This window comes from Kribbella sp. VKM Ac-2566 (assembly GCF_004366005.1).
GTDB classification, from domain to species: domain Bacteria; phylum Actinomycetota; class Actinomycetes; order Propionibacteriales; family Kribbellaceae; genus Kribbella; species Kribbella pratensis.
On the sequence record NZ_SODT01000009.1, the window covers coordinates 407,698 to 424,591 of the forward strand.

Below are 16,894 nucleotides of genomic sequence, written 5' to 3' on the forward strand. Positions count from 1 at the left end.
ATAGGACGCTGACGACCGGTGGCGCCCAATGGGGGGAAGGGCGCCGGCCGGTCAGGACTCAGACGCGGCCGAAGGCCACGCTGCTGGTCCAGATCTTCGCCTTCGCGACCGGGCGACCCGGCCTCGAGGCGTGCCACAGCATGTTCCCGCCGGCGTAGATGCCGACGTGGTACACGCCGCCGCCACCGTTGCGGAAGAACACGAGGTCACCGGGCTTGGCGGCCTTGCGGCTGATGTGCTTGGTCGCGCTGTACTGCTGGCGCGACGTGCGCGGCAGCTTCTTGCCGGCCTTCTTGTACACGAAGCCGGTGTAGCCGGAGCAGTCGAAGCCGCGGGTCGTCGTGCCGCCGTAGCGGTACGGCGTGCCCTTGAGCTTGGCCGCCTCCCGGAGCACCTTGGCGCGGAACGTGGTGGTGCCGCTGCTGGCGCCGTACTTGCCGTAGAGCACCTTGTGCTTGGCGGCCCAGGTCAACCGGCCCCAGGTCTTCTTGTCCATGTAGCCGGTGGGCTTCAGACCCCAGGAGGTCTGGAACTTCTTCAGCACCCGGACGGTGCTGGGGCCGAAGTAGCCGTCCGGACCCAGGTGCAGGGCCCTCTGGACGAACTTCACGGTCGGGCCGCTGTCGCGGAACCGGAGCAGCGGCCTGCTCGGGACGCTCCAGTACCCACGCGGCGTCGTCGTCGCGGTGGCGGAGGTGGTCGCCGCGGAAGCGGCAGGAGTGGTGGTGACGGTGAGAGCAGCTCCACCGCCTACCGCGAGGCCGACCGTCAGAACGGCGGCGGCAGCCCGGGGAGTCCCCGGACGGGTGGTGGTCCTACGGTGCTTCGCCAGAGTCCGGCCGACAGGCCGGTTCGTACTGGACTCAGCGGTCTGGCTGACGGCGCGCACAAGCGGCGTCCGTCGGGCAGTGACGGGCATGGTTGTCTCCCGACGCCTGTGAAGTTAGCTGTCGGGTTCGGGCTGGGATTCATAGCCCGGTCCGCTCCCGCGGACTTCACCCCAGGGTCTCGGCCACTCACGGTCGAGACCCAACTTCCTGGGTCCCCCACCCCTGCCATGTAGTTCGAGGGGAGCACATGGGCCCTGGCAGGGCTCGGCGTTGACCCGTGTGCAGTTCGTGTTGTTTACCGAACCGCCGACGACTGTATAACAGAACGATCACGACGCAAACCCTCAGATCGACAAAGTCGCTCCCAAATGGCCCTGAGCGGCCCGCTGACGGGTCAATAAGTCGGGGTGAACACCTGGTGTCCTGAGCGCGTCTGAGCGGGGCTGAGGCGGCAAATGAGAGATTCAATGTGGCCTCGGTCACATTTCACGGTGGCTTTCTGTGACAACGGGCACAGAGGGTGGTCAGGGCACCCTAAAGTCCTTGCGACTTCAGCTATTTCCGAGCAGCGCGTGGAAGCGCTCCAGCCCCACGTTCCCGCCTGACAGCACCACTCCGACGCGCTCCGGCAGCCCGTGGATCCGTCCGGCCAGCAATGCGGCCAGCGCACTCGCCCCGCTCGGCTCCAGCACGATCTTCAGCCGCTCGAACGCGAACGCCATCGCGTCCAGGATCTCCGCGTCGCTGACCAGTTCGAACGACTCCACCAGCCGCTGGTTCACCGCGAACGTGAGCTCGCCCGGCGTCGAGATCGCCTGCCCGTCCGCGATCGTCCGCGGTATGGCGATCTCCACCCGCTCACCCGCCGCCAGCGACCGGGCGTGGTCGTCACCCGCGGCCGGCTCGACGCCGATCATCCGGATCCCGGGCGACATCATCGCCGCCGCGGTCGCGCAGCCGGCCATCAGCCCGCCGCCGCCGACCGGCACGAGCAGCGCGCCGAGGTGCCCGACCTCCTCGATCAGCTCGAGCGCCACCGTCCCCTGCCCGGCCATCACGTCGTAGTGGTCGTACGGCGGAATCAACGTCCGCCCGCGCTCGGTGGCCAGCTCCTGAGCCAGCGCGGTCCGGTCCTGCGTGTACCGGTCGTACGTCACCACCTCGGCGCCGTACCCACGCGTCGCGGCCAGTTTGGTCGGCGGGGCGTCCTCGGGCATCAGGATCACCGCCGAGGTCCCGGCGAGGCGTGCCGCCAGCGCGACGGCCTGCGCGTGGTTGCCCGACGAGTACGCCGCGACGCCTGCTGCGAGCTGCTCCGGGGTGAGGCCGCTGACCGCGTTGTAGGCCCCGCGGAACTTGAAGGCGCCGATCCGCTGGAAATTCTCCGCCTTGAGAAACACACGCGCCCCGACGCGCTCGTCGAGCGTCCGCGACGTGAGGATCGGCGTACGGTGCGCGACACCCTTCAGGCGCTCTGCGGCGGCCTGGACATCTGTGAGACTCAGCACGGTCCGACGTTAGCCGCGGGCGATGTCAAAGTACGCCGACTCGCTCCGTACTGATGGTTGAGAGGCGCCCACCAACGGGGGCCGCGTGCGAAGGAGACATCGTGAAGTACCTACTGGTCCTGAACATCAACCCCGACGTGCTCGCCGCGCTGACCGAGGAGGAGCAGCAGGCCATCGGCAGCGGGCACCAGAAGTTCATGGACACCATCAAGGCGTCGGGCGAGTTCCACAGCACGGTCGCGCTGCAGCAGCCGGCCGACTCCGCGGTGGTCAAGGTCCGCGACGGGCTCCCGGCCGTCACCGACGGGCCGTTCGTGGAGTCGAAGGAGTTCCTCGGCGGCTACTACCTGGTCGACGTGGCCTCCCGCGAGCGCGCCTGCGAGCTGGCCGCGATGATCCCGGACGCGAGCATCGAGGGCCTCGGTGTCGAGGTTCGCGGGGTCGAGTTCGCCGACGGCCTCTGAGAACGACGAAGGAGGGTTTCTCCACAGGATCGTGGAGAAACCCTCCTTGTTTTACAGGGTTTTACAGGGTTTTACAGGGTCTCAGCTGGTCTGGTCGTCGACCTTCGCGTCGGCCGCGTTCTTCTTGATCGACTCGATGCCGTTCTCGGCCGCGGCCTTGGTCGCGTAGCTCTCGCTGCTGGTCGCGATCACCTCGCCGTTGCCGGCCTTCAGACGAAACCGGAACTCGCCGGACCTGTCCTTGTACAGCTCGAACTTCCCCGCCATCGGTGTACCTCCATAGAGAGTGGTATCGCTCCGTCTCGGAGCGTAGTCCTCTCCGGTCCCCTACGCTGCGCATACACGCCCTAGCTTCTGGCGACGCCGCGGATGCCGGCGACGACGAGTTCGAGGCCGAGGTCGTAGTACCGGTCCCGTGACGAGGGGCAGACCAGCGCGCCCGCTGCGGACGTGATCAGTGGGTAGCGTTCGGGTGACAGGGCGCCGAGTGAGGCACGTTTCCGCCGCAGCGACGCCTCACGGGCCTCTGGGTCGCTGACCTCGCGGACGATTGGGTCGGTGGTGACCAGCGCGATCAGTGAGCAGATCGACTGCCGGCCGACCTCGGCTGCGTCGTCGACGGAGAATCCACCCTCGATCAGCAGCCCCAGTGCCCGCTCGGACAGCGCGAGCCCGGGCTCGGCGACCAGGATGCGGGGCAGCGTCAGGTCCGCCAGCCGTGGGTGCGCGCGCAGCGCGGTGACGAACGCGCCCAGCAGCGCCTCGAGCTGCACGTCCCACGGCTCCTCGGTCGGCTCCGGCAGTACGACGTCCGCGAGCAAGCGATCGCCCAACGCCGCCAGCAGGTCGTCCTTGTCCTTGAAGTGCCGGTACAGCGCCATGGGCGTCACGTCGTGCTGCGCGGCCAGCTTCCGGAACGAGACAGCGGCCGGCCCCTCGTCGTCGGCGATGGTCAGCGCCGTGTCGACGACCTTCTCCGGATCGAGGCGGCGCGAGGTCTCCTTGGTGATCACGTTGACAAGTCTACACCGTAGACCTACTGTCTACTCCGTAAGCTTACGCCGTATACATACGGTGTAGACAAAGTCTGTTGACCGAATGAGGTACGGCGATGCGACGCAGTCCTTGGGCCACCCTGGCGGTGCTGGCCCTCGCGCAGTTCATCGTGGTGCTGGACGTGACGATCGTGAATGTCGCGCTGCCCCACATCCAGGCGGACCTGAACTTCTCCGCCGACTCCCTGCAATGGGTGATCAACGCGTACACGTTGCTCTTCGGCGGCTTCCTGCTGCTCGGCGGGCGGATGGCCGACCTGCTCGGGCCGCGCCGGGTGTTCACCGGCGGTCTGTTGCTGTTCGGTCTCACGTCGCTGGTCGCGGGGCTGTCCAACTCGCCCGAGTTCCTGATCGGGGCGCGAGCCGTCCAGGGCCTCGGCGGCGCGCTGCTCTCGCCGGCCGCGCTGGCGATCCTGACCACCACCTTCGCGCACGGGCGTGAACGCAACATCGCGATGGGTGTCTGGGGTGGTCTGGCCGGCCTCGGCGGGACGCTCGGTGTCGTCGCGGGCGGCGTGCTCGTCGACTCGCTGAGTTGGCAGTGGGTGTTCTTCGTCAACGTGCCGATCGTGCTCGCACTGGTCGCACTGATCCCGGTGTTCGTCCCCGACGCACGGCACGCGACAGGTCGCCGTACCTTCGACACGCTCGGGGCGGTGCTCGCCACGACCGGCTTGATGGCAGTCGTGTACGGCGTGGTGCGGTCGGAGCCGTCCGGATGGGGATCGTTCGAGGTCGTCGGCGTACTGACCGCAGGGGTTGTATTGCTGGCGGCATTCGTCCTGGTCGAAACCCGGTCGGCCGCTCCGCTCGTCCCGATGCGGTTGTTCCGGTCGCGCGCGTTGAGTGTGTCCGGCGCGTCGCTCGCGTTGAACGGCGCCGGGTTCCTGTCGATGTTCTTCCTGACGGCCATCTACCTGCAGCAGGTGCGCGGAGACAGTGCGCTGGATGCCGGCATTCACTTCCTGCCGATGGGCGGTGCGGCGATCGTCGGCGCGGTGCTCGCGTCGCAACTGGTGCAGCGGTTCGGGACGCGGACGGTTCAGCTCGCGGGTGCGGTGCTCAGCGTGATCGGACTGCTTCTGCTGTCCCAGGCGGATGCCACCGGTAGCTACAGTTCGCAATTGCTCCCCGGCCTGATCGTCTTCGGATTCGGCATCATCGGCGTCGGCGTACCCGGTCAGATCAACGCGGTCTCCGAGGTCCGTCCCGCTGAGGCGGGCGCGGCGTCGGGTGTCGTCAACGCGATGTACCAGGTGGGCGGAGCGCTGGGGCTGGCGATCGTCACGACGCTCTCCATCACCCACACCACCAACGAGCTCACGCACGGCGCGACCCAGCTTCAGGCGCTCCAGTCCGGGTACGAGCGCGGCCTGCTCGCAGCTGCCGCATTTGCCGTCGCCAACGTCCTGCTGACCTTCGCCACACCGCAGCTCCAGCCCACGCCGGAGCAGCTCGCCGAGGCCACCGCCGCGGCATAAGTTGCCCACCGCAACGTCCGGCCGATCTAGGGTACTTGCCGTGCACCCTCTGATCTGGCCGGACTGCCGCAACGTCAGAGACCTCGGCGGCCTACCGACCCCAGTCGGCGAGCTCCAGCCAGGCCGCCTGATCCGAAGTGGCAACCTGGATCAACTGACCCCGACCGGCCGCTCCAGCGTCGAGGCCCTCGGAATCACCAGATTCGTAGACCTCCGCAGCGCCTGGGAATGCGAGACGTTCCCCTCGCCGTACGCCGATGACGCACGCTGGCGGAACGTCCCACTCTGGGATCCGGCGGACGAGGATGTGTCCGACCTGGGATTGTTCGAGCAGTACGTCGTGCTTGTCGACGACTACGGCGCCCGCGTCGCGTCGGCCGTGGCCGCGATCGCCGACGCACCACCCGGCTGCGTGGTCGTGAACTGCCACGCGGGCAAGGACCGGACGGGTGTTGTCATCGCGCTGACGCTCGACGTGGCCGGCGTACCGCGAGACCTGATCGCCACCGACTACGAAACCTCCGAGGCCACCGCATCCACGATTCTGCGCCTGCTTTCTCATGTGCAGCAGCGGTACGGCGGGACGCGTGAGTACCTGCTGAAGTCAGGGGCTACCACTGAAGAATTGAAGGCGTTGACCAGTCGTCTGACGGGGTGAATCCCAGGGCGATCCCCGATGTTTGTGTTGTCCGCTGCCGGAAGGGTTGAGGCCATCGGACACACAAGAGGAGATCGGGATGCTGGTGGCATTGGTGACGGCGGCGGTTGTTGGATTGACGTCGGGGGTGGCTTCGCCGTTGCAGAAAGGGCTCGACGACGTGGTGGCGATCGGGGCCGTGGCTGAGGTGCGGGACGGCGGGGCGGTCTGGCGGGGGACTAGCGGGGTTGCGGAACTCGGCAGTTCACGGAAGGTCCCGGTGGCGGGGCGATTCCGGATCGGGAGTATCACGAAGACCTTTGTTGCCACCGTCGTACTGCAACTCGTTGCCGAGAAGCGGATTCGGCTCGAGGACTCGGTAGAACGCTGGTTGCCGGGTGTCGTGCCGAACGGCGCGAACATCACAGTGCGCCAATTGCTCAACCACACCAGCGGTTTGTACGACTTCAAGGAAACGTTGCCGATGCCACCGAGCGCGGAGTTCTACGCGCTGCGCTATCGCACGTGGACCGCACCCGAGCAGATCGAGCGGGCCCTCGCGAATCCGCCGGTGTTCGACAAGCCGGGCTCGCAGTACGACTACTCCAACACCAATTACCTGCTGATCGGCGAGATCATCGAGAAGGTGACCGGCCGGACGTACGCCGAGGAGATCGAGCGGCGCCTGATCCGCCCGCTCGGGCTGCACGGTACGTCGCTTCCCGGTACGTCGCCGTACATCAAGGGACCGCACGCGCACGGCTACATCCCGAAGGACGGCGGTCAACTCGACTTCACCGAGATGAACCCGACGCTGTTCGGAGCGAGTGGCGACATGATCTCCACGACGCGCGACCTGAACCGCTTCTTCGCGGCCCTGCTCGGCGGGCAGTTGCTCCCGGCCCGGCTGCTCGACGCGATGAAGACGCCTGGTACCGCGGACGGGAAGTACGGCCTCGGGCTGGCGTGGCACGACACCAGCTGCAAGGTGCGGGTGTACGGCAACGACGGCGACGCGCTCGCGTACCAGGCGTACTCGTTCTCGACGGAGGACACCCGGCGGCAGGTCACCGTGGCCGTGACTCCGCACCTGCCGGACAACCCGGACAAATCCGTGGACGCCTTCGTGGATCAGGCGATCTGTCGCTGAAACCGGTTACCGCATGTGACATGTCGCCTCGTCGGTTTGGTGACCGAGAGAAACGGCGACACTGGTATGGATGCCTTGTTGCCATCTCCCGAAGGGGTCCGGGACCTTGGAACTCGCCATACTCGGTGCCGACGACTGGCCGATCGCCCGGGACGTCCGTCTCCGGGCCCTGAAGGATTCTCCGTCGGCGTACATCGCCGACTACGAGGACGAGGTGACCGTCGGTGAGGACGGCTGGCGCGAACGTTTCACCCGTATGCAGTGGGCCGTGGCCCGGGAGGAGTCCCGGGTCATCGGCCTGGCAAGCTCCGTCCGCGTCGCCAACCGCCCGACGTACGAGCGCCACATCGAGTCGGTCTGGGTGGACCCGAGGTACCGCCGCAACGGCGTACTGCGAGCGGTCCTCGGGCACCTGTCGGCGGTCGAACCCGACGTCACCGAGTGGCGCGTCTGGGTCCTGGACACGAACACCATCGCCCGCCAGGTGTACGAGCGACTGGGCTTCTACGCGACCGGAGAACGTCAGCTGCTAGCAGACGGCTCCGGCCGCCGCGAGATCCGTCTGCGATTCGGTGGGTAGCCCGTAGCCACAGGAGATCCAGGTCGGCAACTGGAGCTCGGCCAGCGCGTCGCGTTCTCTCCTGACCTGCGGGAAATGAGTGAGCATCTTCTGCCAGCGACGCTCGTCCTCCTGCCAGTTCACGATGAAATCCGCACACAGGTCCGGCGAGATGCTCTCCGCTCGCTCCTGCGCGATCCTCAGCGACTCCTTCGCGCTGTCGCGGTCGGCCTCGCTGATCCACAGCTGGGCTCGCCGAAGTGCCTCGGTCGTTTCGGCGATCGTCTTGAGCCGGATGCCCTTGAAGTCCTCCCAGTAGCTGGTCCGGGTCGCGATCGCGAGTTGCTGCTCGAAGCTCGAGCCTGACCGGCGCTCGAACGCTGCGTACAGTCCTTCGGCCAGCAGGTCGCCGAACTCCTCGCGGGCCGCTCGCTGCGGATCGGCGAAGGGCCGGTACTCGAGCTGGCTGACCTCACCGATCTTCATCAACGACCGCTCCGCTGCATGCCGTGCGAAGAAGAACCAGTCCTCGTTGTAGACATCGGCGAAGAACGATTGGTCCGGATGCTGCAGGTTCACGCCAAGGGTTGCGCCGCTGACGAACACGTCCTGCTTGAACCCCGCGAGCCGGCGCGCGTGGCAGACCACCGAGTTGTCGGGGAAGTACCGGCTGACCATCGACGCGACCGGATGCCGGTCGAGATACCCGGCAAGACGCCTGACGTCCCGAGGGCTGAACCCTCTGATGTCGTCGTCGACGAACAGGATCTTGCTCCATCCGCACATCCGGCCGAGCAGCAGACCAATGTTGCGCTTCGTGCTGAGATCACTGGATCGATTGGCCGAGGCCGCCTGGAAGTCACCGCTCGACGTCAGCGGCGTGTCGCACGGAGGCCGGTAATCCTCGGGCACCTCGACAACGATCGCCTGTGCGCCCAAGGTCTTCTCTACGCGGCGCGCGACCTGCCTGACCTGCGCCTGCCGGCTGCACAGGATGACGAGCGGCACGGACAACGCGGCGGACAGGCTGATGACGTCCTGCAACGCGAAGGCCGGTCGCGCGGCCGGGACCACGATCGCGTCCAGGCGGGTGTTCGCAGAGGCCGCCACCGGAGCGGAGCCGTCACGGAGCAGTCCCGCATGGGACTGGCCGTGCCTGATCTGACGGCTCATTCGCCATCCCCCTCGGGGGACCATTCGAAGAGGCGGTTGTCCGCGATTTCGAGGTCCGGGGTGACGGCTTCGCCGTTGATCACGGGAACTCGCATCAGCAGGCCGAAGATGCCACCTGGAAACCTGTCGGCCAGGTAGGCCTCGTTGCGGTCGCGGACCGCGTCATCGGTGAGCATTCGGACTGCGCCGAGCACTCCCCGGCTGTAGACCCCATTGCAGATCGTGATGGTGCGGCTGTGGTTGAAGGGGTTGGGCAGCCGGGCGAACAGAGCGACGTCCTCGGCGAGTTCCTGGGGGGTGTCGTCACGCCACGCGTCCTGGGCCTGCTCGGCCTCGAGGTCCGCCTGCGACGGCGCCTCGTTCTCGGGGACGGGTTCCTTGCTTTCCTCCCAGACCGGCCGGTACTCCTTGCCGTCGCGGGAGCGGAAGATCTCGCCGTCGGCCAGATCCGGCACCGACAGCTGCCGGATCGGCAGGTTGTCGAGAACCCGCAGCAGCCGACTGGTGACGCGGTTCCAGGCGATACCGCCGATCAGGATGAGATGGCCGGACAGGTGATCCGCGCTCACCTCCGTCGGCAGGCGGTGCCGCACGCGCAGCTCCGGGTTGGACGCGCGGACATGACCCCACATCTCGATCAGTGCGTCGAGGTCGGCATATCTGTACAGCTTGGTGTAGTTCGGGTTCTTCTCGTCCGCGAGCGGAGAGCGTCCCAGCTCCGGGACCTCCGGGCAGATGAGCGTGATCCGCCCGGATTCGAAGTCAAAGGTGTACGAGTTGCCGGAGGACGGGGAACCGGTCTGCTGGTGGCGTACGTCCTCCCGGAGCGTGCCCAGCTCACGGTGAAGTGCATTGAAGCGCTCCCGCTCGGCTCCGCTCAGGTCTTGCTCGCGAGGCAGCCGTTCGGGTACTTCGGACATCGCGAAGAGCAGCGCGTACGACCGCAGCCGCTCCTCCGGGGGGAGCTTCGGGTTGGACTGCGACTCCCACGAGCTGATCGTTGCCACCGCGACGCGGGTCTCGCCGGTGCTGAGCGCACTCGACAGTTCCTTCTGAGTCAGTCGCCCGGATTCCCGTAGGTCCCGAAGTCGCCTGGCGAGTCGTACGGCCTCTGGAGAAGGGGCCACTCTCACTCCCGTAAATGGTCGACCAACTTGCGGGTGCGGCGGATCGGCTGATCCTACACCCGCTCTACCCGACTTCACCGAGCCCTGCTGTACCGCGCACCGCCGGGGGTCACCCAGCCGTCCTGCTGTCCTCGGAATGGGGGCTCTCTATACGGCTCGGATCACCATTGCTCCTGACAAACTGGCGATTGACCGCAGTTACACCGTGGATCTACCGTAATACTGAAGTCGACCTGAAGCCAACTGAAACCACGCGACGCGCGGAGATAGCCATCCTGTCCGACGGCTTCACCAACCACCCGCTCCCTGACGATCTCTCCGTCCCTGACTGCCGCAACGAATTGCCATGGAGAGCGCGTCGTCTAGGTATGAGGACCATTAGCTGTCTGGTTGTGCTCAGCGCCCTGACTTTGTCGGCATGCGGGAACGAGGCGGCGCCAACGTCTGCGGCAAGCAGTGCGACGGCCACCTCCCAGCCGGCTCATGACGCGGTTCCGGGGCAGATCCCATCAGGTCCTGGGACTCCGGCGTTTCTCGAACGGGCTCGCGCTGTCGCAGCAGCCGTCCGGGCCGCAGGGATCCCGAAACCGCCGGAAGGAATCTTTCTGTACTCGTCCCGAACGCCCGGTCTGGGCTTCGACACGACCGAGCAGAAGGTTGCGTGGATGGCCGGGTACGTGACCATCGCGCCGGGCGTGAAACTCCGATCCGGCGGCAAGACCCGCATCGATTTCGGCGACGGACCGAGTGTCTCCGCGGATGTCCTTGATCCCCGGCGTGCGCTGACCGAAGCGATCGGAGACGCCTATGACAACTGCGGACACATGGCGGTGCCGGTATCGCAGTGCAAACTCACGATCACCGGCGGCTCTTTGAAGACAGTTGACGTGGACACGAGCGCGGGCCGCGCGACCGTGCCGGCGTGGTCCTTCACCGCGAAGGGCTTGTCGAGACCGATTGTCGCGTTGGCAGTCTCCGCGGCGGTACTCCAGCCCCTGGTCGACCCCGCCCCATTGCCGGGCCTCGCCGAGCTGGACCGCAACCTTCTCCCGGTCGGCAGGCTCACGAAGGTCGACGGCAACTCGCTGACCTTCAACCTCCACCACGGAAAGTGCGACCCGAACCTGACAGCCCATGTCGTCGAGTTCGAGGACATGGTGATCATCGGCGGAAGCCACAGCCCACTGAAGGGCGGCTGCGTGGATGTAGGCCTGAGCACCCCAGCCACCTTAACCCTCACCGCCCCGCTCGGAGACCGAGCCATAATCAGCTCCTCCACAGGAGCCAGACTCTCCCTCCACGCCCACCTCAAGTAGCCCAGCACCTCGTACGTCGGACGTAGTGTCGGCGCATGGTGTTTACGTCGCCCGTGGATCGGGCTGTGCCGAATCGTCTGGCTGACGAGCGCGACGCGCTGACACAGCAGCTCGACTTCCACCGCGCCACCTTGCTTCGCAAGCTGGACGGGCTCGAAGCCGAGCCACTGCGCCGCCCGATGACAGCGTCTGGACTCAGCCTGCTGGGTTTGGTGAAACACCTCGCCGAAACGGAGCATGGCTGGTTCCTCAAGATCTACGCAGGGTTGCCCGAGCCGGATCTGTTCCCGATCGACGGTGGCCCAGATGCGGACTTCCGCGTCGGTACTGATGAGACGGCCGACGTCGTGGTCGGACAGTACCTACGGACCTGCGAACGGGCCCGGGCCGTCGTGGCCGCCGGCGACCTCGACGACGTGGTCGCAACGCCGTCGGGAGCGGAGGCCAACCTGCGAGCGATCCTGCTCCACATGATCCAGGAAACCGCCCGTCACAACGGCCACGCCGACATCATCCGAGAGTCCCTCGACGGCACAACAGGCGACTGACGCCGCTCTACTCGGAAACACTGACCGATTCACGCTCAGAGATGGCGACCACGGGCGGTCGCCGGTTGAACCAAGCCGGCGTCCACCAGTTGGCGTCGCCCAGCAGTTTCATCAAGGCCGGTACGAGAACCAGTCGCACGATCGTCGCGTCGACGAGGACGGCGGTGGCAAGGCCCAAGCCGAACATCTTGGCTGTTGGGTCGTCGGCGAGGGAGAAGCTGACGAAGACCGCGATCATGATCAACGCTGCCGAGGTGATCACGCGGCCGGTGGTGGTGATGCCGTGGATGGTCGAGGCGGTGTTGTCGCGGGTCCTGAGGTACTCCTCGCGGATCCGGCTGAGCAGGAACACCTCGTAGTCCATCGAGAGCCCGAACACCACGGCGAACATGAACATCGGGATGAACGGAAGGATCGGAATCGTCGACTCCAGCCCGATCAGGTCCGCGGCCCAGCCCCACTGGAAGATCATCACCATGACGCCGAACGAGGCGCCGATGCTGAGCAGGTTCATCAGCGCGGCCTTCAGCGGTACGACGACCGACCGGAAGACCACGGCGAGAAGTACGACCGACAACAGAATCACGGCGCCGATGAACCACGGCAGCCGATCGTTGACCTTCGCTCCCACATCCGCGAGGGTCGCCGTCTGACCACCGACATGAGCTTTCGCCGGACTGTCCCGCAGTACCGAGGGAAAGACCTCCTCGCGGAGCCGCTTGACTGTCGTCATCGTCGCAGCGTCCTGCGGCCCCGTCGTCGGTACGGCGATCAGCGACGCGACACCGGCCGCAGTGTTCACCGAAGGAGGTGCGACCGACGCGATGCCCCGATCGGCGCGGACGGCGTTGAACAAGGGCTGTACGACGGCCGGATCTCGAGAGATGTCGACAGCGATCACCAGCGGACCGTTGCTGCCGGCACCGAATCCCGCGGCCACCAGTTCGTAGGCACGACGCTCGGTGCGTTGCACGGGCAGCGCGCCGTCATCGGGCGTTCCGACGCGGAGTGCGAGCACGGGTGCGGCCAGCGCCAGCAGCAGGATGGTGGCGCCGACGGCGTACGCCGCGGCGTGCTTGGACACATGCCCTGCCCACCGCTGCCAACCCGTACCAGGAGACGACTGCACCCGCCGTACCCGAAGGCGGTTGATCCAGTGTCCGGCCAGTCCCAGGAACGCGGGCAGCAAAGTGATCGAAGCGAGCACCATCGTCAGCACGATCAGTGAGATGGCAATCCCGCCGGCGGTCATGAACGGTACGCCGGCCACCACCAGCCCGAGGATCGCGATCACCACTGTGCCACCGGCGAAGAGCACAGCCTGTCCCGCCGTGGCGACAGCATTCCCGACTGACTCCTCGATCGCCATCCCGCGGGCCAGATACTCGCGATGCCGGGTGACGATGATCAGCGCATAGTCGATGCCCACCCCGAGCCCGATCATGCTGCCGAGCACCGGCGCCCAACTGGGCAGCTCGATGAGGTACGTGACCAGGGACAGCGAGCTGATCGCCAGCGCGAGGCCGAACACGGCCATCCCGATCGGAAGTCCCATCGCGATGATCGATCCGAACGCGAGCAGCAGGATGACCATCGCAGCGATCAGCCCGACCGCCTCGCCGAGACCGGCCTGACCTTGCTCGAACGCGTAGAAAAGATCCCCGCCCAGCTCGATCCGCAGCGGCACGTCAACCGCCGCGAGCGTCTTGAGCTGCTCGAGATCGCTCGGCTCCAGCTTGTCCAGCACCGGGTATTGAAGCCGGATCAGCCCGACGCGGCCGTCTGGCGAGATGACGGGATCGCCGGCTCCCAGCACGTGGGGCAGCGACGCCGCGGTCGACCGTAAATGGGCCAGCGCAGCCCGCAGCTCGGGTGAGGCAAGTGTCGCCGTCGAGTCGAGCGGAGTCACGACCACCTTCGCGGTCAGCCCGGCCTGATCCGCGCCTGCGGCCGACAACAGGTCCGTCGCGTACTGCGAGTCCACGCCAGGCGCTCCGAACGATTCCTCGAGCTTCTTGCCGAAGGCGCCGGATGCGGCGACCACGAGCGCTGCGACCACCAGCCACGCCCCGATCACCACCCAGGGCCGACGTGCGGCGTACCGGCCCAGTCTGTACAGATTCGACCTCATCATGGATCCCCTTCAGCCAGAGTTGGACTCATCGTGTGGCCGAGGGCCCGGCCCTCACCTCGGGCGATGAGCCAGACTTCCCTCGGCCGAACAGCTGGGTCGCGTCCCGTACTTTGAGCCGATCCGATCGGCGGCCGGAGTCCCTACGCTGTGGTCATGGTGAGAAACGCCGTACGCTCGCTGCTGGCCGAGCCGCGAGCACCCGACGCACCCAGGCGGGTGTGGCGCGACTGGGTGCTCGTCGTCGGTCTGCTGACGGCGGTCGTTCTCGAAGGCGTACTCCGTGAGGACGTCGTCTGGAGGCCCGTCGCGGTCGTGGTGGCCGGCGCAACCGCGTGCGCTCTGCTGTGGCGTCGTACCCGCCCGTTGGCCGTGGTGGCCGCCGTGTTCGGCACCCTGATCGTGGTCAACGTCGTAACTCTGATCAGCGGGAACGCGACCTTCGGCCTGTACTCGATGATCTGCGTGGTGTTGCTGCCGTACTCACTCGTTCGCTGGGCATCCGGCCGCGAGATCCTCATCGGGCTGGTGTTCGTCCTGGTGGCGCTGGTGCTAGGAATCGCCAGCGACTTCACCGGGTACGGCGAGGCCGCCGCCGGCAGCATGTTCCTGTTGTCCCCGGCGACGCTCGGGGCCGCGTTCCGCTATCGGTGGACCGCCCGGAACCGCGAACTGGGCCAGGTGCGACTCCGGGAGCGCGAGCTGTTGGCCCGGGAACTGCACGACACAGTCGCTCATCATGTCTCGGCGATCGTCATCCGGGCCCAGGCCGGCCGAGCCGTCGCCGCCACGCGCCCGGACGCCGCGGTCGACGCGCTCGCCATCATCGAGGCGGAGGGTACGCGGACCCTGGCCGAGATGCGGGCGATGGTCGGCGTACTGCGGGACGACGGCACGGCGGCGCTCGCCCCACAGCCGGGAGTGGCCGACCTGGAGCGGCTCGCTCGCAGCGTCGGAGAGCGTCCGCGGGTCGAGGTCGAGCTGTCGGGAGACCTCGATGAGCTCGGACCGACGGTCGGCGCAGCGATCTATCGCATCGCGCAGGAGTCGATCACCAACGCCGTACGGCATGCCCGGCAGGCAACTCGCATCGACGTCCGGCTGACGTCGTACGACGACTCCGTCCGGCTGACTGTCCGCGACGACGGGGAGGCCACCTCGAGGAACCCGGGAGGTTATGGCTTGGTGGGGATGACAGAACGGGCCACGCTGCTCGGCGGGACGCTCGCGGCGGGTCCTGATCCGGACCGCGGCTGGTCTGTTGACGTGGTGCTGCCTCTTCAGCGATCGGCTTCCGGCCGATGACGATCCGGGTGCTTGTCGCCGACGACCAGGATCTCGTCCGGACCGGACTCGCGATGATCCTCGACGCCCAGCCCGGTATCGAGGTGGTCGGTCAGGCGGCCGACGGCCTGGAAGCAGTGGAGTTCGCCCGCCGACTGCGGCCTGACGTGTGTCTGCTCGACATCAGGATGCCCGGGCTCGACGGGATCGCGGTGACCCGCGAACTAGCCGGACCTGGCGTCGTCGACCCACTGCCGATCGTGGTGATCACCACCTTCGATCTCGACGAGTACGTGTACGGCGCTTTGAAGGCCGGAGCGCGCGGATTCCTCCTCAAGGACGCCGGGCCCGACCTTCTCGTCCAGGCGATCCACGCCGCCGCCAACGGCGACGCACTGATCGCCCCGAAGATCACCGCTCGGCTGCTGTCCGCGTTCTCCGAACCACCGACCGGCCGCACCCCGGTCCAACCCGTCGATCCGCTGACCACTCGCGAAGAACAAGTCCTGATCGCCGCAGCCACCGGCCGCACCAACGCCGAGATCGCGACCGAACTGCACATCAGCCTCAGCACCGTAAAGACCCACCTGACCAGCATCATGGCCAAGATAGGCGCCCGAAACCGCGTAGAAATAGCCATCTGGGCCTACGAAACCACCCGCATCAAGCCCTAGTACTACGGCCGGACTTCGTGAGGTCGGGGCGCCGGACGTGTGCCACTCACCAACCGATCGCAGCTGTCCGGGATCACGCGTGAGGCGCCGTCGCTCGGCGCCGGCGCCGCGGGTTAGTGAGTGCCGGCGATCCACCCAACCGCCTCGTCGCACACTGCCGCCGCCGCGGCGCCGGGTTGGGGAGGGCTTTGTACCCGATTCGGCACGAAATCCTCCCCAGGCCAGGTTGGGCACCCGGGCTGGAGCTCCTGTCACAAAGCCCGGCTGTAGTACTAGCCCACCCAGAGCCTCTCCAACTTCTTGGTCTGGCTCTGCACGTCGAGTCCGTCTACCTGGAGACGGTGATCGGCGGCCGGAGGATTCGCGGCATCGGCCTCGTGAAGCATCCGAAACTCATCATCAGTCAGCCAGACCTTCCGCGACGCCGCACGCCGCAACGCCTCCGGAAAGCTGACCGTCATGTGCACAATCAGGCACCCCGGCAGCTCATGCCTGTACAAGTCGCAGGTCTCCGGCGTAAGCACATCAGCGACGACAACTTCAATGCCCACGGCCACGAAATTCCGAGCCAGACCGCAGGCATTAGTTACGCCAAGCCGTTGCTGTTCCTGCCCTTCCACTCCCTCCCACGGAGCAGCAGCACCCGCGACAACCAACTGCCGCACATCATCCACATCAACAAACGCACACCGCAGCCGCCCTCCCGCAAGAGCCCGCCCCGTCACACTCTTCCCCACCGCAGGCCCACCCGTAAGCACCAACGCCCGACGAGTCACAGCTCAGCCGCCCAACGCGGATGCGTGAGCTCCACGCTTACAGGCGATCGGACCAACCCGGTATGGCCTGCGCAGCCGGTACGAACTCGTCAGCTCGATCCTCACGGGCCGCCGCCAGCGCCTGGTCAAAGCCCAGACCGGAGTACGCAACCGCCCGCAGACGCCAGAGGCGCAACACATC

The 16,894-nt window shown here is 66.8% G+C and carries 17 protein-coding genes and 1 riboswitch; of the genes, 9 read left to right on the plus strand and 8 right to left on the minus strand.

Annotation, left to right across the window (positions count from 1 at the left end):
- Positions 1 to 58: 58 nt before the first annotated feature.
- Both EV647_RS13455 and EV647_RS13460 read right to left on the minus strand, forming a co-directional pair.
- Positions 59 to 919, minus strand: coding sequence for a C40 family peptidase (locus tag EV647_RS13455; RefSeq protein ID WP_134002629.1), 861 nt, complete (start codon positions 917 to 919; stop codon positions 59 to 61).
- Positions 919 to 1,110, minus strand: a riboswitch (cyclic di-AMP (ydaO/yuaA leader). Its footprint overlaps the gene before it by 1 nt.
- Positions 1,111 to 1,381: 271 nt before the next feature.
- The gene (locus EV647_RS13460) at positions 1,382 to 2,338 is read right to left on the minus strand and encodes a pyridoxal-phosphate dependent enzyme (RefSeq protein WP_134002631.1); all 957 of its coding nucleotides are present in this window, start codon (positions 2,336 to 2,338) and stop codon (positions 1,382 to 1,384) included.
- Between the two features lie 101 nt (positions 2,339 to 2,439).
- On the opposite strand from EV647_RS13460, the gene EV647_RS13465 reads away from it, so the two are divergent.
- Positions 2,440 to 2,802: a YciI family protein gene (locus EV647_RS13465; RefSeq protein WP_134002633.1), complete on the plus strand. Its 363-nt coding sequence runs from the start codon at positions 2,440 to 2,442 to the stop codon at positions 2,800 to 2,802.
- 81 nt (positions 2,803 to 2,883) lie between these two features.
- Here EV647_RS13465 and EV647_RS13470 read toward each other — a convergent pair whose 3' ends face one another.
- Complete coding sequence (locus EV647_RS13470) at positions 2,884 to 3,069, minus strand: YegP family protein (protein WP_134002635.1); 186 nt, start codon at positions 3,067 to 3,069, stop codon at positions 2,884 to 2,886.
- Between the two features lie 80 nt (positions 3,070 to 3,149).
- Entirely contained in the window at positions 3,150 to 3,815 is a 666-nt protein-coding gene (locus EV647_RS13475; RefSeq protein WP_134002637.1) for a TetR/AcrR family transcriptional regulator, read from the minus strand.
- Positions 3,816 to 3,913: 98 nt separating this feature from the next.
- Between EV647_RS13475 and EV647_RS13480 the strand changes: the two genes are divergently transcribed.
- The 4 genes from EV647_RS13480 (at position 3,914) to EV647_RS13495 (ending at position 7,705) form a co-directional block, all read left to right on the plus strand.
- On the plus strand, positions 3,914 to 5,338 hold the full coding sequence (locus EV647_RS13480; RefSeq protein WP_134002639.1) for an MFS transporter: 1,425 nt from the start codon (positions 3,914 to 3,916) through the stop codon (positions 5,336 to 5,338).
- A 40-nt stretch (positions 5,339 to 5,378) separates the two neighbouring features.
- Entirely contained in the window at positions 5,379 to 5,996 is a 618-nt protein-coding gene (locus EV647_RS13485) for a tyrosine-protein phosphatase (protein WP_166680311.1), read from the plus strand.
- 79 nt (positions 5,997 to 6,075) lie between these two features.
- Entirely contained in the window at positions 6,076 to 7,125 is a 1,050-nt protein-coding gene (locus EV647_RS13490) for a serine hydrolase (RefSeq protein WP_134002643.1), read from the plus strand.
- 106 nt (positions 7,126 to 7,231) lie between these two features.
- A complete protein-coding gene (locus EV647_RS13495) occupies positions 7,232 to 7,705 on the plus strand; it encodes a GNAT family N-acetyltransferase (RefSeq protein ID WP_166679951.1) in 474 nt (157 codons plus the stop codon).
- Here EV647_RS13495 and EV647_RS13500 read toward each other — a convergent pair.
- Both EV647_RS13500 and EV647_RS13505 read right to left on the minus strand, forming a co-directional pair.
- Entirely contained in the window at positions 7,655 to 8,857 is a 1,203-nt protein-coding gene (locus tag EV647_RS13500; protein WP_134002647.1) for a hypothetical protein, read from the minus strand. The genes EV647_RS13495 and EV647_RS13500 overlap by 51 nt on opposite strands.
- Positions 8,854 to 9,984 carry an XRE family transcriptional regulator gene (locus EV647_RS13505; RefSeq protein ID WP_134002649.1) on the minus strand — a complete coding sequence of 377 codons (1,131 nt, stop codon included), beginning with the start codon at positions 9,982 to 9,984 and terminating at the stop codon, positions 8,854 to 8,856. The genes EV647_RS13500 and EV647_RS13505 overlap by 4 nt, the downstream gene beginning before the upstream one ends.
- Positions 9,985 to 10,649: 665 nt before the next feature.
- Here EV647_RS13505 and EV647_RS13510 point away from each other — a divergent pair.
- Both EV647_RS13510 and EV647_RS13515 read left to right on the plus strand, forming a co-directional pair.
- Positions 10,650 to 11,300 (plus strand): hypothetical protein, encoded by a 651-nt coding sequence (locus EV647_RS13510; RefSeq protein WP_134002651.1) that lies wholly within the window; start codon positions 10,650 to 10,652, stop codon positions 11,298 to 11,300.
- A gap of 65 nt (positions 11,301 to 11,365) precedes the next feature.
- Positions 11,366 to 11,848, plus strand: coding sequence for a DinB family protein (locus EV647_RS13515; RefSeq protein WP_166680312.1), 483 nt, complete (start codon positions 11,366 to 11,368; stop codon positions 11,846 to 11,848).
- Between the two features lie 7 nt (positions 11,849 to 11,855).
- On the opposite strand, the gene EV647_RS13520 is transcribed toward EV647_RS13515, so the two are convergent.
- Positions 11,856 to 13,979, minus strand: coding sequence for an MMPL family transporter (locus EV647_RS13520; RefSeq protein ID WP_134002655.1), 2,124 nt, complete (start codon positions 13,977 to 13,979; stop codon positions 11,856 to 11,858).
- Positions 13,980 to 14,135: 156 nt separating this feature from the next.
- Here EV647_RS13520 and EV647_RS13525 point away from each other — a divergent pair, with 156 nt between their 5' ends.
- Positions 14,136 to 15,284 carry a sensor histidine kinase gene (locus EV647_RS13525; protein ID WP_134002657.1) on the plus strand — a complete coding sequence of 383 codons (1,149 nt, stop codon included), beginning with the start codon at positions 14,136 to 14,138 and terminating at the stop codon, positions 15,282 to 15,284.
- Entirely contained in the window at positions 15,281 to 15,937 is a 657-nt protein-coding gene (locus EV647_RS13530) for a response regulator transcription factor (RefSeq protein ID WP_134002659.1), read from the plus strand. Before EV647_RS13525 ends, EV647_RS13530 begins: the two co-directional genes overlap by 4 nt.
- A gap of 272 nt (positions 15,938 to 16,209) precedes the next feature.
- On the opposite strand, the gene EV647_RS13535 is transcribed toward EV647_RS13530, so the two are convergent.
- The gene (locus tag EV647_RS13535; RefSeq protein ID WP_134002661.1) at positions 16,210 to 16,611 is read right to left on the minus strand and encodes a hypothetical protein; all 402 of its coding nucleotides are present in this window, start codon (positions 16,609 to 16,611) and stop codon (positions 16,210 to 16,212) included.
- Between the last annotated feature and the right edge of the window lie 283 nt (positions 16,612 to 16,894).